This is a genomic window from Cellulomonas sp. Y8, from assembly GCF_008033115.1.
Taxonomy (GTDB): domain Bacteria; phylum Actinomycetota; class Actinomycetes; order Actinomycetales; family Cellulomonadaceae; genus Cellulomonas.
The window spans coordinates 3,660,981-3,685,823 of sequence record NZ_CP041203.1 but is presented as its reverse complement, the minus strand read 5'-3'; the positions used below and the strand labels follow the sequence as shown (position 1 = coordinate 3,685,823).

General features: G+C 75.5%; 19 protein-coding genes and 1 pseudogene. 11 read left to right on the top strand and 9 right to left on the bottom strand.

Annotation, left to right across the window (positions count from 1 at the left end):
- The first annotated feature begins 35 nt into the window (after positions 1 to 35).
- Genes FKM96_RS16725 through FKM96_RS16710 form a run of 4 tightly spaced genes read left to right on the top strand, consistent with a single transcriptional unit; the run spans position 36 to position 4,910 of the window.
- Positions 36 to 914: an ABC transporter permease gene (locus FKM96_RS16725; protein WP_147796182.1), complete on the top strand. Its 879-nt coding sequence runs from the start codon at positions 36 to 38 to the stop codon at positions 912 to 914.
- Positions 911 to 2,977 carry an acetate--CoA ligase gene (gene acs / locus FKM96_RS16720; protein ID WP_147796181.1) on the top strand — a complete coding sequence of 689 codons (2,067 nt, stop codon included), beginning with the start codon at positions 911 to 913 and terminating at the stop codon, positions 2,975 to 2,977. The genes FKM96_RS16725 and acs overlap by 4 nt, the downstream gene beginning before the upstream one ends.
- Positions 2,974 to 4,416 (top strand): O-acetylhomoserine aminocarboxypropyltransferase/cysteine synthase family protein, encoded by a 1,443-nt coding sequence (locus tag FKM96_RS16715; protein ID WP_147796180.1) that lies wholly within the window; start codon positions 2,974 to 2,976, stop codon positions 4,414 to 4,416. The genes acs and FKM96_RS16715 overlap by 4 nt, the downstream gene beginning before the upstream one ends.
- Positions 4,416 to 4,910: a CoA-binding protein gene (locus FKM96_RS16710; protein WP_147796179.1), complete on the top strand. Its 495-nt coding sequence runs from the start codon at positions 4,416 to 4,418 to the stop codon at positions 4,908 to 4,910. The genes FKM96_RS16715 and FKM96_RS16710 overlap by 1 nt, the downstream gene beginning before the upstream one ends.
- Before the next feature lie 240 nt (positions 4,911 to 5,150).
- Here FKM96_RS16710 and FKM96_RS16705 read toward each other — a convergent pair whose 3' ends face one another.
- On the bottom strand, positions 5,151 to 5,831 hold the full coding sequence (locus FKM96_RS16705) for a TetR/AcrR family transcriptional regulator (RefSeq protein ID WP_147796178.1): 681 nt from the start codon (positions 5,829 to 5,831) through the stop codon (positions 5,151 to 5,153).
- A 138-nt stretch (positions 5,832 to 5,969) separates the two neighbouring features.
- Here FKM96_RS16705 and FKM96_RS16700 point away from each other — a divergent pair, with 138 nt between their 5' ends.
- Positions 5,970 to 7,505, top strand: coding sequence for an MFS transporter (locus tag FKM96_RS16700; protein WP_147796177.1), 1,536 nt, complete (start codon positions 5,970 to 5,972; stop codon positions 7,503 to 7,505).
- Between the two features lie 36 nt (positions 7,506 to 7,541).
- Here the strand turns inward: FKM96_RS16700 and FKM96_RS16695 are convergent, their stop codons facing one another.
- A complete protein-coding gene (locus tag FKM96_RS16695) occupies positions 7,542 to 7,871 on the bottom strand; it encodes an MGMT family protein (protein ID WP_147796176.1) in 330 nt (109 codons plus the stop codon).
- Positions 7,872 to 7,874: 3 nt separating this feature from the next.
- Positions 7,875 to 8,972, bottom strand: coding sequence for a PP2C family protein-serine/threonine phosphatase (locus FKM96_RS16690; protein ID WP_246855041.1), 1,098 nt, complete (start codon positions 8,970 to 8,972; stop codon positions 7,875 to 7,877).
- A 108-nt stretch (positions 8,973 to 9,080) separates the two neighbouring features.
- On the opposite strand from FKM96_RS16690, the gene FKM96_RS16685 reads away from it, so the two are divergent.
- Positions 9,081 to 10,358 (top strand): GNAT family N-acetyltransferase, encoded by a 1,278-nt coding sequence (locus FKM96_RS16685; protein ID WP_246855040.1) that lies wholly within the window; start codon positions 9,081 to 9,083, stop codon positions 10,356 to 10,358.
- Positions 10,359 to 10,487: 129 nt separating this feature from the next.
- Here the strand turns inward: FKM96_RS16685 and FKM96_RS16680 are convergent, their stop codons facing one another.
- Entirely contained in the window at positions 10,488 to 10,940 is a 453-nt protein-coding gene (locus FKM96_RS16680) for a ribose-5-phosphate isomerase (protein WP_147796174.1), read from the bottom strand.
- 160 nt (positions 10,941 to 11,100) lie between these two features.
- On the opposite strand from FKM96_RS16680, the gene FKM96_RS16675 reads away from it, so the two are divergent.
- Positions 11,101 to 13,077, top strand: coding sequence for a M13 family metallopeptidase (locus tag FKM96_RS16675; protein WP_147796173.1), 1,977 nt, complete (start codon positions 11,101 to 11,103; stop codon positions 13,075 to 13,077).
- Between the two features lie 70 nt (positions 13,078 to 13,147).
- Here FKM96_RS16675 and FKM96_RS20810 read toward each other — a convergent pair whose 3' ends face one another.
- Positions 13,148 to 13,705, bottom strand: a complete 558-nt coding sequence (locus FKM96_RS20810; protein WP_168217010.1) for a hypothetical protein — start codon at positions 13,703 to 13,705, stop codon at positions 13,148 to 13,150.
- Positions 13,706 to 13,767: 62 nt separating this feature from the next.
- Positions 13,768 to 14,319, bottom strand: a complete 552-nt coding sequence (locus tag FKM96_RS16660; protein ID WP_147797189.1) for a DsbA family protein — start codon at positions 14,317 to 14,319, stop codon at positions 13,768 to 13,770.
- Positions 14,320 to 14,628: 309 nt separating this feature from the next.
- On the opposite strand from FKM96_RS16660, the pseudogene pepN reads away from it, so the two are divergent.
- Positions 14,629 to 17,270: pseudogene (pepN, locus tag FKM96_RS16655) on the top strand (aminopeptidase N).
- A gap of 254 nt (positions 17,271 to 17,524) precedes the next feature.
- Here the strand turns inward: pepN and FKM96_RS16650 are convergent.
- Together FKM96_RS16650 and malQ are read right to left on the bottom strand one after the other, a co-directional pair.
- On the bottom strand, positions 17,525 to 18,106 hold the full coding sequence (locus FKM96_RS16650; RefSeq protein ID WP_147796170.1) for a toxin: 582 nt from the start codon (positions 18,104 to 18,106) through the stop codon (positions 17,525 to 17,527).
- A gap of 76 nt (positions 18,107 to 18,182) precedes the next feature.
- On the bottom strand, positions 18,183 to 20,336 hold the full coding sequence (gene malQ, locus FKM96_RS16645) for a 4-alpha-glucanotransferase (protein WP_246855039.1): 2,154 nt from the start codon (positions 20,334 to 20,336) through the stop codon (positions 18,183 to 18,185).
- Positions 20,337 to 20,466: 130 nt separating this feature from the next.
- Between malQ and FKM96_RS16640 the strand changes: the two genes are divergently transcribed.
- Together FKM96_RS16640 and FKM96_RS16635 are read left to right on the top strand one after the other, a co-directional pair.
- On the top strand, positions 20,467 to 22,695 hold the full coding sequence (locus FKM96_RS16640; protein ID WP_147796169.1) for a prolyl oligopeptidase family protein: 2,229 nt from the start codon (positions 20,467 to 20,469) through the stop codon (positions 22,693 to 22,695).
- A 113-nt stretch (positions 22,696 to 22,808) separates the two neighbouring features.
- Positions 22,809 to 23,816, top strand: coding sequence for a mechanosensitive ion channel family protein (locus FKM96_RS16635; RefSeq protein WP_246855038.1), 1,008 nt, complete (start codon positions 22,809 to 22,811; stop codon positions 23,814 to 23,816).
- A gap of 87 nt (positions 23,817 to 23,903) precedes the next feature.
- Here FKM96_RS16635 and FKM96_RS21870 read toward each other — a convergent pair whose 3' ends face one another.
- Positions 23,904 to 24,281 carry a glucose PTS transporter subunit EIIB gene (locus FKM96_RS21870; RefSeq protein ID WP_147796168.1) on the bottom strand — a complete coding sequence of 126 codons (378 nt, stop codon included), beginning with the start codon at positions 24,279 to 24,281 and terminating at the stop codon, positions 23,904 to 23,906.
- Positions 24,282 to 24,435: 154 nt separating this feature from the next.
- Between FKM96_RS21870 and FKM96_RS16625 the strand changes: the two genes are divergently transcribed.
- Positions 24,436 to 24,780, top strand: a complete 345-nt coding sequence (locus FKM96_RS16625; RefSeq protein WP_246855408.1) for a globin — start codon at positions 24,436 to 24,438, stop codon at positions 24,778 to 24,780.
- The last annotated feature ends 63 nt before the right edge of the window (positions 24,781 to 24,843 follow it).

Sequence of the window (24,843 nt, the reverse complement as noted above, 5' to 3'; positions counted from 1 at the left end):
CCGGCACCACCGACCCCCCGACGGAAGAGCCCGCCATGTCCCCCGTCCCCGCGACGATCACCGGCTCCGCCGCGCCCGTGACGGACGCCCGCGGCCGCGCGCTGCCCGGGCTGAACCCGTTCAGCCTCGGCCTCCCCGCCCGGCCCGGCGCCGGCCCGCTCGCGCGGCGGCCCGTCCGCATCGCGCTCGGCCTGCTCGTCCCCGCGGCGCTCCTGGTCGCGTGGCACGTGGTCACGACGTCGGGCGTGGTCGCGCCGTACCAGCTGCCGAGCCCCGCGTCCGTCTGGACGGCCGCCGTCGACCTCGCGGAGCGGGGCCTGCTCGGCCAGTACGTCGCGATCTCGACCCAGCGCGTCGTCCTCGGGTTCCTCGTCGGCGCGGCGCTCGGCCTCGCGGTGGGGTCGGTGGTCGGCCTGTCCCGGCTCGCGGGCGCGCTGCTGGAGCCGGTGCTCGGCGCGATCCGGGCGGTGCCGTCGCTGGCCTGGGTCCCGCTGCTGATCCTCTGGATGGGGATCGGCGAGGACTCCAAGCTGACCCTCATCGCGATCGGGGCGTTCTTCCCCGTGTACACGACCGTCGTCGCCGCGCTGCGGCACGTCGACGCGCACCTGGTGGAGGCCGGGCGCGCGTACGGGCTCCGCGGGGCGCGGCTGCTGGGCGCGGTGCAGCTGCCCGCGGCCGTCCCCTCCGTGGTGGCGGGCCTGCGGCTCGCCCTCGCGCAGTCCTGGCTGTTCCTCGTGGCCGCCGAGCTCATCGCCTCGTCGATGGGCCTCGGCTTCCTCCTGATGGACAGCGGGCAGAACGGCCGCGTCGACCGGGCGATCCTCGCGATCGTCCTGCTGGCGCTGCTGGGCAAGCTGACCGACGCGCTGATCGGCCTGGCCGAGAAGTCGCTCCTGAGAAGGTGGGCATGACGAGCACGACGAGCGCGACCATCGCCGCGCTGCAGACCGAGACCCGCGCGTACCCGGCCCCGGCCGGCGACTGGAACGTGGGACCCGAGGAGGCCGCCCGGCTGCGGGCGCGCGCGGACGCCGACCACGTGGGCTTCTGGGAGGACGCCGCCCGCCGCCTGGAGTGGGCCGAGCCCTGGCACACCGCGCACACCTGGTCCCCCGCGGTCGAGGGCCCCGACGGCGAGCTGACCGTGCCCGAGGCGCAGTGGTTCGTCGGAGGGCGCCTGAACGCCGCGGTGAACTGCGTCGACCGGCACGTGGCCGCCGGCCGGGGCGACAAGGTCGCGATCCACGCCGAGGGCGAGCGCGGCGACCGGCGGTCGATCACGTACGCCGACCTGCAGCGCGAGGTGTCCCGGGCGGCCAACGCCCTGACCGACCTCGGCATCGGCCCCGGCGACCGGGTGGTCGTCTACCTGCCGGTGATCGCCGAGACGATCGTCGTCACGCTGGCCATCGCCCGGATCGGCGCGGTGCACTCGCTGGTGTTCGGCGGGTTCTCCGCGGAGGCCGTGCGGTTCCGGGTCCAGGACACCGGCGCCAAGCTGCTCGTCACGTCCGACGGCCAGTTCCGCCGCGGTCAGGCCGTCGAGGTGAAGTCGGCCGCCGACGCCGCGGTCGAGGGCCTGGACCACGTGGAGCACGTGCTGGTCGTCCGGCGCACCGGGCAGGACGTGGCCTGGACGGAGGGGCGCGACGTCTGGTGGCACGACGTCGTGGACACGGCCTCCGACGAGCACGAGGCGCGGGCCTTCGACGCCGAGCACCCGCTGTTCATCATCTACACGTCCGGCACCACCGGGAAGCCCAAGGGCCTGGTGCACACCACCGGCGGCTACCTCACGCACGCGTCCTGGACGCACTGGGCGATGTTCGACGCGAAGCCCGACGACGTGCACTGGTGCACCGCGGACCTGGCCTGGGTCACCGCGCACACCTACGAGATCTACGGCCCGCTCAGCAACGGGCTGACTCAGGTGATCTACGAGGGCACGCCGGACACCCCGAACCGCGAGCGCCACCTGGAGGTCATCGAGCGGTACGGCGTCACGGTCTACTACACCGCGCCGACGCTGATCCGGACGTTCATGACCTGGTTCCCCGAGGGCCTGCCGGACGGGTACGACCTGTCGACGGTCCGGCTGCTCGGCACCGTCGGCGAGGCCATCAACCCCGAGGCGTGGGTGTGGTTCCGCGAGCAGTTCGGCGCGGGCACGGCCCCGGTCGTCGACACCTGGTGGCAGTCCGAGACCGGCGCGGCCGTCATCGCCCCGCTGCCCGGCGTCACGACGCTGAAGCCCGGCTCGGCCACCCGCGCGCTGCCCGGGTTCTCGGCGAAGGTCGTCGACGACGCGGGCGCCGAGGTGCCGCGCGGCTCCGGCGGCTACCTGGTGCTCGACCGGACCTGGCCCGGCATGGCGCGGACCGTCTGGGGCGACCCGGCGCGGTTCCGCGACTCCTACTGGCGCCCGTTCGCCGCGCACGGCTACTTCCTGGCCGGCGACGGCGCGTCCTGGGACGCCGACGGCGACGTGTGGCTGCTCGGCCGGGTCGACGACGTCGTGAACGTGGCGGGCCACCGGCTGTCGACGATCGAGATCGAGTCGGCCCTCGTCGCGCACCCGGCGGTCGGCGAGGCCGGCGTCGCGGGCGTCGTGGACGCGGTCGGCGGGCAGGCGGTGGCGGCGTTCGTCGTCCCGGCCGTCGCCCCCGGCCCGGTCGAGGACCTGGCCGCCTGGCGGGCCGCCGCCGCGGCGCTGCGCGAGGACCTGCGGGCCCAGGTGCAGCGCGAGATCGGTCCGGTCGCCAAGCCGAAGCACGTCGTCCTCGTCCCCGAGGTCCCCAAGACCCGGTCCGGCAAGATCATGCGGCGGCTGCTGGCCGAGCTGCACGACGGCCGGCCGCTGGGCGACGTCACGTCCCTGCAGAACCCCTGGGCCGTGGACCAGGTCGCCGCGCTGCTGCGCGACGGCGCTAGCCTCGCCCCGATCCCCGAGGCCGAGGAGGCCACCGCCCGATGAGCTCCGAGCACCGCTTCGGCTTCCGCACCCGCGCCCTGCACGCCGGGGCCATCCCCGACGCCGCCACCGGCGCCCGCGCCGTGCCGATCTACCAGACGACGTCGTTCGTGTTCAGCGACACCACCGACGCCGCGAACCTGTTCGCGCTGCAGAAGTACGGCAACATCTACTCCCGGCTCGGCAACCCCACGGTCGCCGCGTTCGAGGAGCGGATCGCGTCGCTCGAGGGCGGCATCGGCGCCGTCGCCACCGCGTCCGGCATGGCGGCGGAGTTCATCACGTTCGCCGCGCTGGTCGGGGCCGGGGACCACATCGTCGCCTCGGCGCAGCTCTACGGCGGCACGGTGACCCAGCTCGACGTGACCCTGCGCCGGTTCGGCGTCGAGACCACGTTCGTCGCGGGCACCGACCCGGCCGACTACGCCGCGGCGATCCGCCCCGAGACCAAGGCCGTCTACACCGAGGTCGTCGCGAATCCGTCCGGCGAGGTCGCCGACCTGGCCGGCCTGGCGGAGGTCGCGCACGCCGCGGGCGTCCCGCTCGTGGTCGACGCCACGCTGTCGACGCCCTACCTGGTGCGGCCGATCGAGCACGGCGCCGACATCGTCATCCACTCCGCCACCAAGTTCCTCGGCGGGCACGGCACCACGCTCGGCGGCGTCGTCGTCGAGTCGGGCCGGTTCAACTGGGGCAACGGCAAGTTCCCGCAGATGACCGAGCCGGTGCCGTCGTACAACGACGTGAAGTGGTGGGAGAACTTCGGCGAGTACGGGTTCCTGACGAAGCTGCGCTCCGAGCAGCTGCGGGACATCGGCCCGTCGCTCTCCGCGCAGTCGGCGTTCCAGCTGCTGCAGGGCGTGGAGACGCTCCCCCAGCGGCTCGACGCGCACCTGGCGAACGCCCGGGCCGTCGCCGAGTGGCTCGAGGCGGACCCGCGGGTCACGTCGGTGCAGTGGGCCGGCCTGCCGTCGCACCCGCACCACGACCGCGCGCAGCGCTACCTGCCGCTCGGCCCCGGGTCGGTGTTCGCGTTCCGGCTCGCCGCGACCGCGGACCGCGACGGCCGCGAGGTCGGGCGCCGGTTCATCGAGAACCTGCAGCTCGCGAGCCACCTGGCCAACGTCGGCGACGCGCGCACGCTCGTCATCCACCCGGCGTCGACCACGCACCAGCAGCTGTCCGCGGAGCAGCTCGCCACGGCGGGCGTGCCGGAGGACCTGGTGCGGATCAGCGTCGGGCTCGAGGACCCGGAGGACATCCTCTGGGACCTGGACCAGGCGCTCACGGCCGCGACGGCGCCGCGCGAGGCGTCCGACGGCGCCACAGACGGGGCCGCGGCTGCCGCCGCCCGCCCGAGCGTCCCCGCCGCGCCCGTCGTCGGCGCGGCCGTGACCGGCATCGCCGGCGGCGCGTCCTGCTCTGTCCCGGAGGCGAACTGATGACCACCACGCCCGAGCGCACCTGGCAGGGGCCGAGCGCCCCCGACCGCCTCGCGCTGCTGCGCCGCACCCGGTCGATCGCGATCGTCGGCGCGTCCAACAACCCGGCCCGCGCGTCGTACTTCGTCACGACGTACCTGCTGTCCAGCACGCCGTACGACGTCTACCTGGTGAACCCGCGCGAGACGTCGATCCTCGGCCAGCCCGTCTACCCGTCGCTCGACGCGCTGCCGGTCGTCCCGGACCTGGTCGACGTCTTCCGCCGGCACGACGACCTGCCCACGGTGCTCGACGAGACCCTGGCGGTCGGGGCTCAGGCCCTGTGGCTGCAGCTCGGCTCGTGGCACGAGGAGGTCGCGGAGCGCGGCGAGGCGGCGGGCCTGACGGTCGTCATGGACCGGTGCGTGAAGATCGAGCACGCCCGGTTCCACGGCGGCCTGCACCTCGCGGGCTTCGACACGGGCGTCATCAGCAGCAAGCGCGCCCTCGCGTAGGCGCGCACCCCGCCGAGATGGCAACTCTCGGCTGTGCGCGGGAGCTCCGCCGCAGCCGAGAGTTGCCATCTCGGCGTCATGCGCGCGCGAGGCGAGCGGGCGCTGGCGGCGACAGGGGCGGCGTCGCCCGCGCAGCGCGTCAGCGCGCGTCGGCGCAGCGCGTGAGCGCGGCGCGTGGGCGCGGCGCGTGGGCGCGGCGCGTGGGCGCGGCGCGTTGGCGCGGCGCGTGGGCGCGGCGCGTCAGCGCGCGTCGGCGAGGAGGGCGTGCTCGCCCGCCGCGGCGTCGGCCGGCCGGCCTGTCGCCAGCGGCAGGATGATCGTGTCGATCAGCCGCTCGGCGAACTCCGCGTCCATCGGCCGGTGCGCCACGACCTTGCGGTAGTGCACCATCGCCGGCGCGACCGCCGCGACCATGTCGAGGTCCACCCCGGGCGCCGTGTCGCCCCGCAGCCGCGCGCGCTCGAGCACCTCGCGCGCGAGCCGGACCCGGCCCGCCACGAACTGCTCGTGGAACACGGCGCGCACCTCGGGCTCCTCGCGGACCGCCGTGAGCAGGCCCGTCATCAGGTCGTCGCTCTTCATCCGGGTGGCGCGCACGAAGATGCTCAGCAGGTCGTCGCGGATCGACCCGGTGTCGGGGACCTCGTCGATCGTCATCTGCTTCGCGCACAGCAGGCAGTCGACGGTGAGCTGCACCTTCGACGGCCAGCGGCGGTAGACCGTCGACTTGCCCGCCCCGGCGCGCTCGGCGACCGCGTCCATCGTCATGCCGTCGTAGCCGCGCTCGATCAGCAGCTCGCGTGCGGCGGCGAGGATGACCTCGTCCTTCGACTCGTCGCGGCGCCGGCCGGGCCGGCGGGCGGCGGGGGCTGTCCCGCCCGCGGGCGCGCCGACGGCCGCGGCGTCCTCGCGCGCGGCCATCCGGGCTCCTCTCGACGTCGTCATCATGCCCGCCGCGCGCCGGGGAAACAAATCGAGACTCGGGGGTTTCGAAACTGGCCGGTCCTGGTTTACCGTCGTGCCATCCCCCCACACCGTCGTCCCGACCGGAGCACCCGCATGTCCTCATCCGCCGCACCCACCACCCCGGCCGCGGCCGCCGCCGGCCCGGCCGACGTCCCGCACCGGCGTCGCTGGTTCGTCCTCGCGACCGTCGCGCTCGCGCAGCTGATGGTCGTCCTCGACGCGACCATCGTGAACATCGCCATGCCCTCCGCCCAGGCGGAGCTCGGCTTCAGCGACAACGACCGGCAGTGGATCGTCACCGCCTACGCCCTCGCGTTCGGCAGCCTGCTGCTGCTCGGCGGCCGGCTGTCCGACATGTTCGGCCGCCGCCGGATGTTCCTCATCGGCCTGGTCGGCTTCGCCGTGGCCTCGGCACTCGGCGGCGCCGCCGGCACCTTCGAGCTGCTGGTCGCGGCCCGCGCGCTGCAGGGCGTGTTCGGCGCCGTGCTCGCCCCCGCCGCGCTGTCCGTGCTGACCACCACGTTCACCGTGCCGAAGGAGCGCGCCCGCGCGTTCGGCATCTTCGGCGCGATCGCCGGCATGGGCGGCGCGATCGGCCTGCTGCTCGGCGGCTACCTCACCGAGAACTTCGACTGGCGCTGGAACCTCTACGTCAACGTCGTCATCGCCGCGATCGCCCTCGTCGCGGGCAGCGTGCTGCTCTCCCGGGCCGGCGGCGCCGCGGGGCACCGGCTGGACGTCCCCGGCGTCGTGCTCGGCTCAGCCGGGCTGTTCGCCCTGGTGTTCGGCTTCTCGCAGGCCGAGCCGCAGGGCTGGGACTCGCCGCTGACCTGGGGCCCGCTCGCCGCGAGCGTCGTCCTGCTCGTCGCGTTCGTCGTCCGGCAGCGCACGGCCGCGAACGCGGTGCTGCCGCTCGACGTCGTGCTCGACCGCGACCGCGGCGCCTCGTTCCTCGGCATCCTCGTCGCCGGGTCGGGCATGTTCGGCGTGTTCCTGTTCCTCACCTACTACCTGCAGACGACGCTCGGGTACACCCCGATGCGCACCGGCGTCGCGTTCCTGCCGATGGTGCTGTCGATCATCGTCACCGCGCAGATCCAGTCGAACCTGCTGATCCCGCGGTTCGGGCCCAAGGTGCTGGTGCCGATCGGCATGCTGCTCGCCGCGACCGCCATGCTGACGTTCACCCGGCTCGAGCTGGACAGCACCTACGCCGCGCACGTGCTGCCCGGGCTGATCCTCATGGGCATGGGGATGGCGTCGATCATGCCCGCGTCGTTCCAGCTCGCGACCCTCGGCGTCGCGCCGCGGCTCGCGGGCGCTGCCTCGGCCCTGGTGTCCACGAGCCAGCAGGTCGGTGGCGCCATCGGCACGGCGTTGCTGAACACGCTGGCCGCGACCGCCGCCTCGGCGTACCTCGCCGACCACGCGCCGGTGACGCCCGAGGTCGCGGCCGAGGCCGCGCTGCACAGCTTCGACACCGCGTACGCGTGGTCGGCGGTGATCTTCGCGGGCGGCGCCGTCATGGCGGCCCTGCTGTTCCGCACCCGCGCCGACCGCCAGGCCCGCGCGGAGCTGGCCCCGGCCCCGGCGGGCGCCCCGGCGGAGGCGCCGGTCGCGGCGCACTGACTCCGTCGCCCGGGCACCGGCGACGGGGTCGCCGGCTCAGTCGTCCGGGAACCAGATCGCCCGGCGCAGCGCGACCCGCGTGCCGTCCGCCGACAGCGGGGTCCCCTCGGCGCGCAGGTGCTCCAGCGCCGCCCGCGCGTGGTGCGCCGGCGGGGACCCCGCGGCGTTCACCACCCGCCACCACGGCACCCCGGACCCGCCGCGGGACATGATCTGCCCGACCTGCCGCGGCCCGCCGCGCGCGGGCAGCCCCTCGGCGACGAACCGGTCCGCCACCGCCTCGGCGATCGTCCCGTAGGTCATCGCGCGGCCGGACGGGATCGCGTCGACCAGGTCGAGCACCGCCTCCAGGTACGCCTCGTCCACGCCTCAGCCCCGCCGCACCAGCACGAGCGCCCGGTCGTCGCCCTCGCCGGCGCCGACCCGCGCGATCACGTCGTCGGCGTCGCCGCGCCCCGTCGACAGCACGCTCTCGACGACCCCGCAGAGCCGGTCGATCCCGAGGTCGAGGTCGCCGCCGGGGGTCTCCACCAGGCCGTCGGTGTACAGCAGCAGGACGTCGCCCGGGTCGACCCGGCCCCGCACCGACGGGAAGACCGCGCCCTCGAGGACGCCGAGCGCGGGCCCGCCGCGGGCGGGGACCAGGTCGACGGCCCCGGACCCGGCGTCCAGGTGCACCGGCGGCAGGTGGCCCGCGGAGTACACCGTGTACTCCCCCGTCGCGAGGACGAGGCTCACGTGCACCGCGGTCGCGAAGCCCTCGTCCCAGTCCTGCGCCAGCAGGTAGGCGTTCGCCGCGGGCAGGAAGTCCGGCGCGGGCAGCTGCCCGATCAGCCCGGCGAGCGCGCCGGAGAGCTGGAGCGAGCGCACGCCCGCGTCCTGCCCCTTGCCCGACACGTCGACGAGCGCGAGCTCCAGCACGGCGCCCTGCAGCCGGGGCGCCGCGACGACGAAGTCGCCCGAGAACGCCTCGCGGTGCGCGGACCGCAGCGCCGTCTGCACCGTCCAGCCGTCGGGCAGCGCCGGCACGGCGCCGTGCGCGGCGAGCCGGTCCCGCAGGTCGACGAGCATCAGCTCGCCGGGCGCGCCCTGCAGCCCGAGCCGCTCGCGGTGCGCGGCGAACGCCAGCAGCGCGCCGATCGCGATGCCCTGCAGCACGAACGTGCCCGGCGTGAAGTCCCCGAGCCCGGCGAGCGGGATCGCGACGAACTGCACGACGATCGCCGCGCACAGCACGACCATCCCCCGCATCCGGAGCAGGAACGCGCCCAGCAGCTCGATGAGGATGAACGTCGACGGCGGCACCCACGGCCGCGCCCAGACGATGCCCGCGGACGCCAGCAGGGTCAGGCCGACCAGCATCGCGGTGAGGGCGGGCTGCGACCCGACGCCGTACCGGCGCAGGCCCGCCCGGACCCGGTCGAGCACGCTCGCGGCCCGGCGGCGGCGCGGGGCGGGCGGGGTCACGCCGCGAGGGTACCCAGCACCCTGAGGGCGCGGCCAGGTGCCGCCACGGCAGGGTCGCCGGGCGAAATCGCGTGACCCGCCCCGACGGCGGCCAGCAGGATGGCGACCATGAGCGCCGCGACGACCACCGGGTACCGCCTGTTCGAGATCACCGCCGACCGCGTCGAGGAGTACCGCGCCGTGGACGCCATGGCGTTCGCCGAGGCGGCCCACGACCCGGCGCTGGACGCCGAGGTGCCGTTCGCGGTGCCGCTCGACCGCGCGGTCGCCGTCGAGACCGACGCCGGCGAGGTCGTCGCTGTGCACGGCTCGTACGCGTTCACCCTCCCCACCCCCGGTGGCGAGGTGCCGTGCGCCGGGCTGACCTGGGTCGGCGTCCGGCCGGACCACCGGCGCCGCGGCCTGCTGTCGACGATGATCCGGGCGCACCTCGACCGGTCGCTCGGCCGGGGCGAGCCGGTGTCGGCGCTGTTCGCGGCCGAGCCGGGCATCTACGGCCGCTACGGCTACGGCTCCGCCTCGGACCACGTCCGCCTGACGCTGCCCCGCGGCGCCGCGCTGCGGGACGTGCCGGGGTCGTCCGACCTGACCGTGCGGTTCGCGACGCTGGACCCGGCGGCGCACGAGGGCCTGGTCGAGGACGTGTACGCCGCGGCGGGCGCGGGCCGGCCGGGCTGGATCCGGCGCGGCTCGGACGCCCTGCGGCGCATCGCGGTCGCCGACCCGGCGGCCTGGCGGGGCGGCGGCGAGCCGGCGCGGCTGGTCACGGTGCACGCCGCCGACGGCGCGGCGCGGGCGTTCGCGATCCTGCGGCGCAAGCAGACCTGGGGCGACGGCGGGCCCGAGTACCCGGTGCAGGTGCGGCTCGCCGCCTCGGTCGACGCCGCCGCCGCGCACCGGCTGTGGTCGATGCTGCTCGACCTCGACCTGACCACGACGGTGGCCTCGAACATGCTGCCCGTCGACGACCTGCTGCTCGCGCTGCTGGTCGACACCCGGCGGCCGGTGCCGAAGGTCAGCGACAACCTGTGGGTCCGGCTGCTCGACGTGCCCGCCGCGCTCACCGGCCGCCGGTACGCCGCGCCGGTCGACGTGGTGCTCGGGGTGCGCGACGCGCTCCTGCCCGGGAACGACGGCGCGTGGCGGCTGGTCACCGGCGAGGCCGGCGCCGACGGCACCTACGCCGCCCGGGTGGAGCCGGCCGGCACGGCCGCACCCGACCTCGAGCTGGACGTCCGCGAGCTCGGCGCCGCCTACCTGGGCGGCCGCAGCCTGACGGCGCTGGCCACGGCCGGCCAGGTCACGGCGGCCCGGCCGGACGCGCTGCACCGCGCGGCGACCGCGTTCGGCTGGCCGGTCGCCCCGGTGTGCCCCTGGGTGTTCTGAGCGACCCCCGCTCGCCGAGATGGCACCTCTCGGCTGTCCGCGGCACCCGCGAGACAGCCGAGCGTTGCCATCTCGGTGGCTGTGCTCGGGCGAGGCGGGGCGGGGGCGAGGCGGGCCGAGGGTGGCGCGTCAGGCGCGCGCGGCCTCGTACGCGGCCAGCTGGTCGATCCGGCGCTGGTGCCGCGGGTCCTGGGAGAACGGCTCGTTCACGAACACGTCGACCAGCTCCAGCGCCTCGTCCACCGAGTGCTGCCGGGCGCCGATCGCGACGACGTTCGCGTCGTTGTGCTGCCGGCCGAGCCGCGCGGTGTCGGTGTTCCAGGCGAGCGCGGCGCGCACGCCGGTGACCTTGTTCGCGGCGATCTGCTCGCCGTTGCCGGACCCGCCGATGACGACGCCCAGGCTGCCCGGGTCGGCCACCACGGCCTCGCCCGCGGCGAAGCAGACGGCCGGGTAGTCGTCCTGCGGGTCGTACTCGGCGGCCCCGTGGTCGACGACGTCGTGCCCCGCGGCGCGCAGGTGCTCGACCAGCGCGACCTTGAGCTCGAACCCGGCGTGGTCAGCGGCGACATGGATACGCATGGGGCCATCCTGCCGCACGCCCGGCCGCGGCGTCGCGGGCGTCCGCGTCCCGGCCGGGCGCGGGGCTCGCGCGGGGCAGCGCGCCGTCGGCCCCGCGACCTAGGCTGGCTCCCGGTGCGCGGCCGCGCGCCGGCCCGACCGGAAGGGACCCTCCTCGACCATGACCCGCAGCGGCATCGACACCTCGGCCCTCGACCCGGCCGTCCGCCCCCAGGACGACCTGTACGCGCACGTGAACGGCCGCTGGGCCGCCGAGCACGTGATCCCCGCCGACCGGGCGATGGACGGCTCGTTCCGCGCGCTGCACGACCAGGCCGAGGAGCAGGTCCGGGACATCATCGTCGAGGCCGGCGAGGCCGCTGGCGCCACGGGCGTGCAGGCGCAGATCGGCGCGCTGTACGCGTCGTTCATGGACGTCGACGCGGTCGAGGCGGCCGGCACCGAGCCCCTGCGCCCCGACCTGTCCGCGATCGCCGCGGCCGCCACCCGCCAGGACCTCACCGACGTGCTCGGCGCGCTGCAGCGCACGGGTGCCGCGGCGGGCACCGGGTTCTGGGTCGACAACGACGCCAAGGACCCCGAGCGGTACGTCGTCTACCTGTACCAGTCCGGCCTGGGCCTCCCCGACGAGTCGTACTACCGCGACGAGCAGTACGCGTCGGTGCTGGCCGCCTACCGCCCGCACGTCGCGCGGATGCTGCGGCTCGGCGGCTGGTCCGCGGACGAGGCGGCGGCGGACGAGGCCGCGGGCCGGGTCGTCGCGCTGGAGACGAAGATCGCCGCGGGCCACTGGGACGTCGTCAAGGACCGCGACGCCGACCTCACGTACAACCCGACGACGCGCTCGGCGCTGGCGACGACCGCACCGGGCTTCGACTGGGAGGCGTGGTCCCGCGCGCTCGGCGCCCCGCAGGGCTCGCTCGACGAGCTGGTGGTCCGCGAGCCGTCGTTCGCCACCGCGTTCGCCGGGCTCTGGGCCTCGGAGGCGGTCGAGGACTGGCAGGCCTGGCTGGCGTACCACGCGATCACCGCGCGCGCCCCGTACCTGTCATCCGAGCTGGTCGAGGCGAACTTCGACTTCCACGGCCGCACGCTGACCGGCGCCCAGGAGCTCCGGGACCGCTGGAAGCGCGGCGTCTCGCTCGTCCAGGGCGTGCTGGGCGAGGCCGTCGGCGAGGTCTACGTCGCCCGGCACTTCCCGCCGTCCCACAAGGAGCGGATGGAGGTGCTCGTCGGCCACCTGGTCGAGGCGTACCGCGAGTCGATCACCGCGCTCGACTGGATGGGCGAGGACACCAAGACCAAGGCGCTCGCCAAGCTCGACGCGTTCACGCCGAAGATCGGCTACCCGGTCAAGTGGCGCGACTACTCGGGCCTGGAGGTCCGCGCCGACGACCTGGTGGGCAACGTCCGCCGCGCGTCCGCGTTCGAGCAGGACTTCGAGCTGAACAAGATCGGGAGGCCGATCGACCGCGACGAGTGGTTCATGACCCCGCAGACGGTCAACGCCTACTACAACCCCGGCATGAACGAGATCGTGTTCCCCGCGGCGATCCTGCAGCCGCCGTTCTTCGACGCCGACGCGGACGACGCCGTGAACTACGGCGGCATCGGCGCGGTCATCGGTCACGAGATCGGCCACGGCTTCGACGACCAGGGCTCCAAGTACGACGGCCAGGGCCGGCTCGAGGACTGGTGGACCGAGCAGGACCGCGCGGAGTTCGAGAAGCGCACGTCGGCGCTCATCGAGCAGTACAACGCGTTCTCCCCCGCGCAGCTGAACGGCTCGCACCACGTGAACGGCGCGCTCACCATCGGCGAGAACATCGGCGACCTGGGCGGCCTGTCGATCGCGCTCAAGGCCTACCGGATCGCGCTCGGCACGTCGCTCGACGAGGCGCCCGAGGTCGACGGCCTCACCGGCGTGCAGCGGGTGCTGCTCGGCTGGGCGCAGGTGTGGCGGGCCAAGGGCCGCGACGAGGAGGTCATCCGGCGGCTCGCGGTCGACCCGCACTCGCCGGACGAGGTCCGCTGCAACGCGGTCGTGCGCAACGTCGACGAGTTCTACTCGGCGTTCGGCGTGCAGGCCGGCGACGGGCTGTACCTCGCGCCCGAGGAGCGCGTGCGCATCTGGTGACGCACGCACGACCGCGGCGCCCGTCCCCGTCCGGGGGCGGGCGCCGCGGCGCGTGGCGGGGCGGTCGCCGTCAGGGCAGCGTCGTCAGCGCCGCCGTCGCGACCCGGAACCCGGTCCCGGTCTCGTCGACCACGCAGGACATGCCGTTCGACCCGCTCGTGCAGGTGTACGGCCCGACCGTCTGCGTCTGCCCGTACTCGAGCACCGGGGTGTCCGCCGAGGCCGGCGCCGGCGCCGGGCCCTCGACGCACGGCGTGGTGACGCCGTCGGCCTCGTTCAGCACCACGGTGTGCCCGGTGGTCCCCGTGCAGCCCTCGGAGGCCGGCACCTGGTACTGGATGTTCGCGATCGTGCAGGTCACGCCGTCGGGCGACATCGTGCAGGCGATGTTCCCCGTCGGGGACGCGAACGACGTCGCGACGTCGCTGGTCGCGCCGGACGTGGCGCCGTCCGTCGCGGCGCCGGACGCGGCCTGCGACGCGGGGGCCGAGGGGCTCGCGGCCGCGCCGCCGTCGTCGGAGCCGCCGCCGAGCACGACGATCGCCGCGACGACCAGGCCGAGGACCAGCACGACGTCGACGGCCAGGAAGATCTTGACGCCACGGCTCAGGTTCGCGAGGGCTGCCATCTGCTACCTCCGGGGGTGGGGCGGGTGCGGCGCGCCCCGGGGGCGGGTGCGCGCGCCGACGCTCAGTCGAAGACGGGGCCCTTGGTGCGGGTGCGCTTGAGCTCGTAGAAGCCGGGGACGCCGGTGATCAGCACGAAGCCGTCCCACAGCCGGCCGGCCTCCTCGCCCTTCGGCGCCGGCGTCATCACCGGGCCGAAGAACGCGGTGCCGTTGACCGCCACGACCGGGGTGCCGACCTCGTCGCCGACCAGCGCGATCGCCTCGGCGTGCGACGCGCGCAGCTGCTCGTCGAACTCGTCGGTGTCGCCGTACGCCCGCAGCGACTGCGGCAGGCCGACCTCGTCCAGCGACTCGCGGATGATCGCCCAGGTGTCCTTGCGGCCGCCCGGGTGCCGGCGGGTGCCGAGCGCGTCGTACAGCGGCTTGAGGTGCTCGGCGCCGTACAGCTCCTTGGCGGCGGTGAGCACGCGCACGGCGGCCCAGGAGTCGTCCATCAGCTCGCGGTACTCGTCGGGCAGGTCCCGGCCCTCGTTGAGCACGGACAGGCTCATCACGTGCCAGCGCACGTCCACGTCGCGGACCCGCTGCACCTCGGTCATCCAGCGCGACGTCATCCACGCCCAGGGGCACGCGGGGTCGAACCAGAAGTCGGCGGTGTCGCGGGCGGGCGCGGTCGTGTCGGTCACTGGGAGGGCTCCTCGGGCTGTCGACGTCGGGGTGCGTGCGCGCGGACGCGGGCGCCGCCGGGTCGACCGCGCCGTCCGCCATCATGCCCCGGAACCGGGGGGCCGTGTCACGTGGGGGCGGCGCCGGCGACCGGCACCGCGGACGCACGCACCCGCCGGTTGGTGGAATGATGCGGCGACGGTCAGCCAGCCTGACCACCGCAGACCTGCGACCGACGTTCCACGAGGAGACCCCGCGTGCCCGCAGAGAACCTGACCCGCGACGAGGCCCGGACCCGGGCCGCCCTGGTCGACGTCCAGTCCTACGACGTGGCGCTCGACCTGACGACGGGGCCGGTGACGTTCACCTCGACGACGACCGTCCGGTTCGCCGCCCGCGAGGCCGGCGCCGGCACGTTCCTCGACCTCATCGCCCCCACCGTGCACCGCGTCGTGCTGAACGGGACCGAGCTGGACCCCGCCGACGTCGTCGCCGACTCGCGCATCCGCCTCGACGGCCTGGCCGAGCAGAACGAGGTCGTCGTCGTCGCCGACGCCGCCTACATGAACACCGGCGAGGGCCTGCACCGGTTCGTCGACCCGGTCGACGACGAGGTCTACCTGTACTCGCAGTTCGAGGTCGCCGACTCCCGGCGCGTGTTCGCCGTGTTCGAGCAGCCCGACCTCAAGGCGACCTTCGCGTTCACGGTGACGGCGCCGGCGCACTGGGTGGTCGTGTCGAACTCCCCCGCGGTCGGCGAGCCGGTCGCGGTCGAGGGCGGCACCAACCGCAACGGCGGCCGCGACGAGGGCACCGCCACCTGGACGTTCGAGCCCACGCCGCGCATCGCGTCCTACATCACCGCCGTCGTCGCCGGCCCGTACCACCACGAGCACGGCGAGCTCACGTCGCGCGACGGCCGCACCATCCCGCTCGGCGTGTACTGCCGCGGCTCGCTCGCGCAGCACCTCGACACCGACAACATCCTCGACATCACGCGGGCCGGCTTCGCGTTCTACGAGGAGCAGTTCGACTTCCCGTACCCGTTCGCCAAGTACGACCAGCTGTTCGTGCCGGAGTTCAACGCGGGCGCGATGGAGAACGCCGGCGCGGTCACGTTCCTCGAGTCGTACGTGTTCCGGTCCAAGGTGCCGGAGGCCACGGTCGAGCGCCGCGCGGTGACGATCCTGCACGAGCTCGCGCACATGTGGTTCGGCGACCTGGTCACCATGCGCTGGTGGGACGACCTGTGGCTGAACGAGTCGTTCGCCGAGTACGCCTCCACCCTCGCGACCGCCGAGGCCACCCGCTGGACGACGGCGTGGACCACGTTCTCCTCGCTGGAGAAGGGCTGGGCGTACCGCCAGGACCAGCTGCCGTCCACGCACCCGATCGCCGCGGACATCCGCGACCTCGAGGACGTCGAGGTCAACTTCGACGGCATCACCTACGCCAAGGGTGCGAGCGTGCTCAAGCAGCTCGTCGCCTGGGTGGGCCAGGAGCAGTTCTTCGCGGGCGTCCGGCAGTACTTCGCCAAGCACGCCTGGGGCAACACCGAGCTGCGCGACCTGCTGACCGAGCTCGAGGCCACCTCCGGCCGCGACCTGTCCGCCTGGTCGGCGCTGTGGCTGGAGCAGTCCGGCGTGACCCTGCTGCGCCCGGAGATCGCGTCCGAGGTCGGCGAGGACGGCGTCGAGCGGATCACCGCGCTGGCCGTGCGCCAGGAGGTGCCCGCGACGCACCCCGTGCAGCGCCCGCACCGCCTCGTGGTCGGCGGCTACGACGTCGTCGCGGACGCCTCCGGCGAGACCCGGCTGGAGCGCGTCGTGCGCGTCGAGCTGGACGTCGACGGCGAGCGCACCGAGGTGCCCGAGCTCGTCGGCGCGAAGCGGCCCGACCTGCTGCTGCTCAACGACGACGACCTCGCCTACGCCAAGGTCCGGCTCGACGAGCGCTCGCTCGCCACCGCGATCGCGCACCTCGGCCACTTCACCGAGTCGCTCCCCCGCACGCTCGTCTGGGCGGCGGTCTGGGACGCGACCCGCGACGGCGAGACCCCGGCGCGCGACTACGTCGACCTGCTGCTCGGCAACATCGCGCACGAGACCGACTCCTCCGTCGTGCTCGTGCTGCTCCGCCAGCTGCACACCGCGCTCGACCTGTACGTGGCCTCCGAGCACCGCCCGGCCACCGAGGTCGCCGCCGCGGACGCGCTGTGGACGCTCGCGACCGACGCCGAGGGCGGGAGCGACACCCAGCTGCAGCTCGTCAAGGCGTTCGCCGCCCGGGCGTCCACCACCGAGCAGCTGGACGCCGTCGCGGCGCTGCTGGACGGCGGGACCCGCCTGGAGGGCCTGTCGATCGACACCGACCTGCGCTGGGAGCTGCTGACCTCGCTGGTCGCCGGCGACCGCGCGGGCGAGGCCGAGATCGACGCGCAGCTCGCGTCGGACCCGACCGCGACCGGCCAGCGCGCCGCCGCGGCCGCCCGCGCCGCGCTGCCGACCGCCGACGCCAAGGCCGCCGCCTGGGCCGCGGTCGTCGACTCCGACGCGCTGCCGAACGCCCTGCAGGCCGCGACCATCGGCGGGTTCGGCCGCGTGCACGACCGCACGCTGCTCCGCGCCCGTTCGTGGCCCCGTACTTCGACGGGCTCGAGCGCGTGTGGTCCGAGAAGACCAACGAGATGGCGCAGAACATCGTGACCGGCCTGTACCCGACCGAGCTGGCGGACGACGCCGGCGACGGCGCGGTCGACGTGGCCGGGGCGACCGACGCGTGGCTCGCTGCGCACCCGGACGCGGCCCCGGCGCTGCGCCGGCTGGTGGTCGAGGCCCGCGACGGCGTGCGCCGGCTCCTGGCGGCCCAGGCGGCCGACCGCCACTACCACGAGGCCTGACCCGCACCCCGGCCCGGCCTGACGCGCCCGGCGCCCGACCCTCGCCCGCGGGGGCCGGGCACCGGGCGCGTCGCCGTCCCGGGCGGCGCCGTCGTGATCGTCGAGATCGGTGGTTCTGCCCGAGATCGGTGCTTTCACGTACCGATCTCGCGCCGAAGCACCGATCTGGGCGGCGGCCCAGGGGGGGCGCTCGCCGAGATAGGGCTCCCGTGCCGAGGTAGGACCGCCCACGGCCCTATCTCGGCGCGGCGGTCCTATCTCGGCGAGCGCTCGGCGGGCGCGGCGGGGGCCGGCGCCGGGAGGGCCGCGAGCCAGCGGCGCGCCGCGCGCGGGGTGCGCAGGCGCACCACCGGGACCGTCCCCGTCGCCGCGAGGCGCCGGTACCGCTCGCGGTAGGCCGCGTGCTCGGTCCACGACCACAGCACGATGTTCTCCTCCGGGTCGGTGCGCACCAGGGACGCCAGCGACTCGGTGTTGCCGTGGTAGATCGGCCGGCGCAGCACGGACCGCGCCAGCGTCCGCCGGACGACCCGCGCCATGACGAGCGGGCGCGGGTAGTCGAGCCACACGACGGCGTCCACGTCGTCGGCGAGCCCCTGCCGGACGTCGTTCCAGTTCCCGTCGACCACCCACCCGCCGGGAGCCCCGTCGAGGAACTCGCGCAGGATGCCCCGCGCGACCTCCGGGTCCTTCTTCACCCAGTCCGGGCCCCAGAACACCTCGTCGAGCTCGCGGTGCGGGACGCCGAGGCGCCGGGCGAGCGCGCGGGCGAACGTCGTCTTGCCGGCGCCGGAGTTGCCGACGACGCGCACGCGCCGCGGGGGCCAGGTGGTCATCGGGGCAGCCTAGCGAGGGGCCCCGCGCCACCCGGGCGCGACCGGTCGTCCCGCGACCCGCCGCACCCGCTCGGCGTCAGCCCTCCGCCAGCACCGCCGCGAGCGACCGCAGCCGCGCGTTGGTGAACAGGTCGTCGAGCAGCACCAGCCGCCCGGCGCCGTCGGCCAGCGGCACCCGCCAGTTCGGGTACTCCTGGTCGGTCCCGGGCTGGTTCTGCGCCCGGCGCTCCCCCACCGCGTCCGCCAGCGACACCCCGACGAGCACGCTCGGCGTCCGGAGCACGTACCGGTGCAGGGCCTCGACGACCTCGCGCTCGCTGGGGTCGTCGCCCAGCAGCCCGCGCTCGCGCAGCACCGTCAGCATCGCCTCGCGCTCGGCCCGCGCCGCGCGCCGCACCTGCTCGACCGGCTCCGTCAGCAGACCCAGCCGCTCGCGGAGCACGACGTGCTCCTCGGCCAGGTAGCCGGCGGTGGGCGGCAGGTCGTGCGTCGTCACCGAGGACAGCGCGAGCCGCCGGTAGTCCTCGGGCGGGAGCGGCCGGCCCTCGGCGTCCTTCTCGAACCACAGGATCGAGGTGCCGAGCACGCCGCGGTCCAGCAGGTAGTCGCGGACCCAGGGCTCGACGTTGCCGAGGTCCTCGCCGATGACGACCGCGCCCGCGCGGTGCGCCTCCAGCGCGAGGATGCCGATCATCGCGTCGTGGTCGTACCGGACGTAGGTCGCCTCGGCGGGGCTGTTGCCCTGCGGGATCCACCAGAGCCGGAACAGCCCGATGATGTGGTCGATCCGGACGGCGCCCGCGTGCCGGAGCACGGTCCGCAGCATGTCCCGGTACGGCCGGTAGGCGACCCGCTCCAGCTCGGCGGGGTGCCACGGCGGCTGCGACCAGTCCTGCCCCTGCTGGTTGTACATGTCCGGCGGGGCGCCGACGGAGGCCCCGCGCGCCAGCACCGAGCCGAGCGCCCAGGCGTCCGAGCCGTCGGGGTGCACCCCGACCGCCAGGTCGTGCATGACCCCGATCGACATCCCGGCCTCGTGGGCGGTGCGCTGCGCGGTCGCGAGCTGCTCGTCGCACAGCCACTGCAGCCAGCAGTAGAACCGCACCCGGTCCGCGAGCTCGGTGCGGGCGCGCAGGGCGCCGGGCGCGGCGGGGTCGCGGAGGTCGGCGGGCCACGGCGGGGCGCCGTGCTGCTCGGCGAGCGCGCACCACAGGGCGAAGTCCTCGAGCCCGCGGCCCTCGCGCCGCCGGAAGTCGTCGAACGCCGACTGCCGGGCGGCCGACCGCGGCGCGGCGAACACGACCTCCAGCGCGGCCTTCTTGGCGGCCCACACGACGTCGCGGTCGATGGGCCCGTCGTCGGTGTCGAGCGCGAGCGCCTGCTCGGCGGACCACTCGACGAGCGCCCGGTCGGCCGACGACAGGTACGCCGTCTCGGGCACGTCCTCCACGCGCAGGTACAGCGGGTTCACGAACCGGCGGGTGGTCGGCAGGTAGGGCGACGGGGTGAGCGGCGGCACCGGCTCGGCGGCGTGCAGCGGGTTGATGAGCAGGAACTGCGCGCCCGCCTCGTGCCCCGACAGCCACGCCAGGTCGGCCAGGTCGCGCAGGTCGCCCGCGCCCCAGGACGCCCGCGAGCGCACCGAGTACAGCTGGACCATGAGGCCCCACGCGCGCTTCTCGTCGAGCGCCGCGGGCAGCTCCAGCCGGTCGGGCGTCACGGCCAGCGGGCTCGCCGCCTCGCCCGACGGCCCCGACGTGCGCAGGAGGTGCCAGCCGAGCGGCAGCCCCGCGGGCACCACGAACGTCGCGCGCCCGACCTCGCGGCCGTCGACCGTGCGCGGCTCGACCACGACGTCGGCCTGCTCCAGCTCGACCCGCTCGGTGACGGCCCCGGCGGCGCGGCGGCCGCGGCCCTCGGCGCCGTCGATCTCGACCCACGCGCGGACGGGGTCGCCGTGCGTGACGTGCACCGCCACCTGGACGTCGTCCGACTGCCGCACCACCACCACGGGCGGCAGCACCCGGCGCCAGGGGACGTCCTCGGCGTGCCGCAGCGCGACCTCGACGCGCTCGGGCGTCGAGGCGTCGACGCCCAGCGCGCCCAGCACGGCGACCAGGGTGGCGGGGGCGACGTCGCGCATCCCGCCGTTGAACTCCTGGAACTCCGTGGCGACGCCGTGCGCCCGCGCCAGGTCCAGCAGGGACTCGGGGGCGGTGTGCTCGGCCACACGCCGATCCTGCCAGAGCGGCAGCACTCACGCCGGGCAGCCGCGCTGGTGGGTGCGGGTGCGGGCGGTCGCGGCACCCGCCCGGAGCACGCGCCGGGGGCCCGTCGCCCCGGGCCGTAGGGTGGCGCGCATGACCGCCGAGCACGCCGCCGCCGCGGCCGACGCCGCCGCCACGCCCACCACCGGCTACCCCGCCGCCCGCCGGCTCGACCTCGTCGAGGACCTGCACGGCCGCGCCGTCGCCGACCCGTACCGCTGGCTGGAGGACGCCGACGACGCCGCGACCGAGGCCTGGTCGACCGCCCAGGACGACCTGTACGCCGCGTACCGCGCGCGGGTCACGGCGGGCGACCTGGCCGAGGGCCCGCTCGCGACCGGGCCGCTGACCGACCGGCTGCGGGCGCTGCTCGGCGCCGGGTTCGTGGGCGCCCCCGCCTGGCGCGGCGACCGCCGATTCTTCTCCCGCCGCACCGGCGACCAGGAGCACGGCGTGGTCGTCGTGGCCGAGCCGGACGCGGACGCCCCCGGCGGCGAGCGCGAGCGGGTCCTCGTCGACCCGGTGGTGCTGGACCCGGCGGGCACGACGACGCTCGACGCGTGGCAGCCCAGCAAGGAGGGCGACCTGCTCGCCTACCAGGTGTCGCACGGCGGCACCGAGGAGAGCGTGCTGCACGTGCTCGACGTCGCGACGGGCGAGCTCGTGGACGGGCCGGTCGACCGCGCGCGGTACTCCCCCGTCGCGTGGGAGCCGGGCGGCGGCTCGTTCTTCTACGTGCGCCGCCTCGCGCCCGAGCTGCTCCCCGAGGGCGAGAAGCAGTACCACCGCCGGGTGTGGCGCCACGTGGTCGGCACCGACGCGGCGCAGGACGTCGAGGTGTTCGGCGCCGGCCTCGACCTGACCAACTACTACGGCGTCTCCGTGTCCCGCGACGGCCGGTGGCTGATCGTGTCCGCGTCGGCCGGCACCGCGCCGCGCACCGACGTGTGGATCGCCGACCTGCACGCGACCGGGCCGGGCGCGGTGCCCGCGTTCCGCGAGGTCGCCGTCGGCTACGACGCCGAGATCGCCGCGTGGGTCGGCCGGGACGGTCGGCTCTACGTGCACACCACGCTCGACGCGGACCGCGGCCGGCTGGCCGTCGGCGACCCCGAGGACCCGGGCGTCCCGCACTGGACGACGCTGCTCGCGGAGGACCCCGAGGCCGTCCTCGAGGACGTCGCGTTCACCGACGGCGGCGGCGACGACACGACCCCGCGGCGGCTGGTCGCGGCGTGGCGCCGGCACGCGGTCAGCGAGATCACGGTGCACGACCCGGCGACCGGCGAGCGGCTCCCGGGCGCCGAGGGCACGGTCGACCTGCCCGGGCTCGGCTCGACCGGCGGCCTCGTGACCCGGCCCGACGGCGGCCCGGACGTGTGGTTCTCGTACACCGACCACACGACGGTCACCGAGGTGCACCGGTACGACGCGGAGTCCGGCACGACGACGCTCTGGGCCGCCCCGCCCGGGGCCGTGGCCGACCTGCCGGACGTCCGGGTGCAGCGCGTGGTCGCGACCAGCGCCGACGGCACCGAGGTGCGCGCGTTCGTCGTCGCCCGGGCGGACGCGCTGGACTCCGACGGCCGGCCCCTGATCCCGGCGCCGACGATCCTCTACGGCTACGGCGGCTTCCAGATCTCGCTCGACCCCGCCTACTCCGCGACCACGCTCGCGTGGGTCGAGGCCGGCGGCGTGTACGTCGTCGCCAACCTGCGCGGCGGCGGTGAGGAGGGCGAGGCCTGGCACCGCGCCGGGCGCCGCGGGAACAAGCAGCACGTGTTCGACGACTTCCACGCCGTCGCCGACCTGCTCGTCGACCAGGGCTGGACCACGACCGACCGGCTCGCGTGCTGGGGCGGGTCGAACGGCGGCCTGCTGGTCGGCGCCGCCCTGACCCAGCGCCCGCAGACCTTCGCCGCGGTCGTCTGCTCGGCGCCGCTGCTCGACATGGTCCGGTACCAGCGGTTCGGGCTCGGGACGACGTGGAGCGACGAGTACGGCGACGCGGACACCCCGCGCGAGCTCGACTGGCTGCTGTCGTACTCGCCGTACCACCGAGTGGTCGAGGGCACCGCGTACCCGGCGACGCTGTTCACGATCTTCGACGGCGACACCCGCGTCGACCCGCTGCACGCCCGCAAGCTCGGCGCCGCGCTGCAGGCCGCCACGTCCGCCCCGCTCGACGAGGCGCCGGTGCTGGTGCGCCGCGAGAAGGGCGTCGGCCACGGCGGCCGGGCGCTGTCCCGCACGATCGCCCTGACGGTCGAGCAGCTGCAGTTCGTCGCGGACCGCACGGGCCTGGCGGCCGCCGGGCGCTGACCCCGCGCCCCGCGCGGGACCGTGTGAGGGTCCCGTGCGGGCCGCGTGCGGGGGCCGGGGGCGGCCCGGCGCCGGGGCGGCGGTCGGCGCCGCGCTCCCGCTAGCGTGGACCGGTGATCTTCTCGTCCCTCCCCTCCGTGCCCGCCGCCGCGGGCGACGACCCGGGCGCCGAGCTCGCCGACAACGCGAACGCGCTCGTCGACTGGCTGCTCGGCCCCGGGCTGCGCATCGCGATCATCGTCGTCATCGGCGTGGTCGCGCTGCTGGTGGTCCGCCGGCTCATCAAGGCCGTCACCGAGCACATCGCCGACGGCACGTCCCTGCTCCAGCGCGGCATCGCCAAGCCGCTCGGCGGCACCGAGGTGGCCGCGGCGCTGCGCAAGGTCAACCCGATCGCGAACGCCCGGCGCACCCAGCGCGCCCGCACCATCGGCTCGGTGCTGCGGTCCACGGCGGGCATCGTCATCGGCACGATCGTCGTGCTGTCGGTGCTCGACCAGGTCGGGGTGAACATCGCCCCCTTCATCGCGTCGGCCGGCATCGTCGGCGTGGCGCTCGGCTTCGGCGCCCAGAGCCTGGTGAAGGACTTCCTGTCCGGCATGTTCATGCTGCTGGAGGACCAGTACGGCGTAGGCGACGTGGTCGACGTCGGCCCGGCCCAGGGCACGGTGGAGTCGGTCGGCCTGCGGGTGACCAAGATCCGCGACGCCGACGGCACGCTCTGGTACGTGCCGAACGGGTCCATGCTGCGGGTCGGCAACAAGACCCAGGGCTGGGCGAACGCCGTCGTCGAGGTGAAGGTCGACTATTTCGCCGACCTCGACCGGGTGGGCGACGTGCTGGTCGGCGCGGCCGCGCGGCTCGCCGAGGACCCGGCGCTCGGCCCGTCGATGGAGGGCTCGGCCACCGTCACCACCGCCGAGGACCTGTCGTTCGACGCCGTGACGGTCAAGCTCGTGCAGCGGACCGCCCCGGCGCGGCAGTGGGCGGTCGCCCGCGCGCTGCGCACCGCGGTCCGCGAGGCGCTGGAGGCCGCGGACATCCCGCTGGCCGGGCAGCGCGAGGCGCTGGAGGCGCACCGCGAGCGGGTCTCGGCCACGGACGACCCGACGACGGACTGACCCCGCCGGACGCGCGACGGCCCCGGCCGCACCGACCCGCTCGGGGTCGTGCGGCCGGGGCCGTCGTCGTGCGCGGGTCGGCCTGCGTCAGCGCAGGCCGTCGAGCTCCGCGGCGAGGTTGTCGGCCTCGGGGCCGACGATGACCTGCACGATGCGCCCGGAGCGCACGACGCCGAACGCGCCGGTCGCCTTGAGGGCGTCCTCGTCGACGCGCTGCGGGTCGGTGACCTCGACGCGCAGGCGCGTGATGCAGGGCTCCAGGTCGACGACGTTGCCGCCGCCGCCCAGGGCCACCAGGATCTGCTCTGCCTTGCTCAATGGAACCCCCGTCGTGCTGTTCGTGCCGGACTGCCCCCGCGGCCACCCGCGCGGGCGGTCGCCTGACCACCAGCGTAGTCCGCGCGGCGGCCCGCGACCCGGTGCGACGCCCGGACCCCGCCGCGCGCGGTGCGAGACTGTCGCCATGACCGAGCAGCCGCCGCTCCCCGCGCCCCGCCCGGCCGGCCCGACCCTCCCGCTGAGCGCCGCCGCGCCCGCGCCGTCCCCGGTCGCCCCGGCGCCCGAGGGCAGCTCCGAGGCCCGGCGCCGGGAGTCGTTCTTCGAGGCCGTCGGCGGCCACGTGACGTTCACCCGGCTCGTCGACGCGTTCTACGAGGGCGTCGCGACCGACCCGGTCCTGAAGCCGATGTACCCCGAGGAGGACCTCGGCCCGGCGAAGCGCCGACTCACGATGTTCCTCGAGCAGTACTGGGGCGGGCCGACCGCCTACTCCGAGGAGCGCGGGCACCCGCGGCTGCGGATGCGGCACCTGCCGTTCGCCGTCGACCCCGACGCGCGCGACCGCTGGCTGCGGCACATGCGCGCGGCGGTCGACACGCTCGGGCTCGCGCCGTTGTACGAGGCGACGCTGTGGGACTACCTGGAGCGGGCCGCGCACTCGCTGGTGAACACCGCCGGACGCTGAGCCCGGGGCGCGCGGGCACGCAGGCGGCACCGGCGGCGCCGTCCGGGGCGCGGCCGTCGTGAG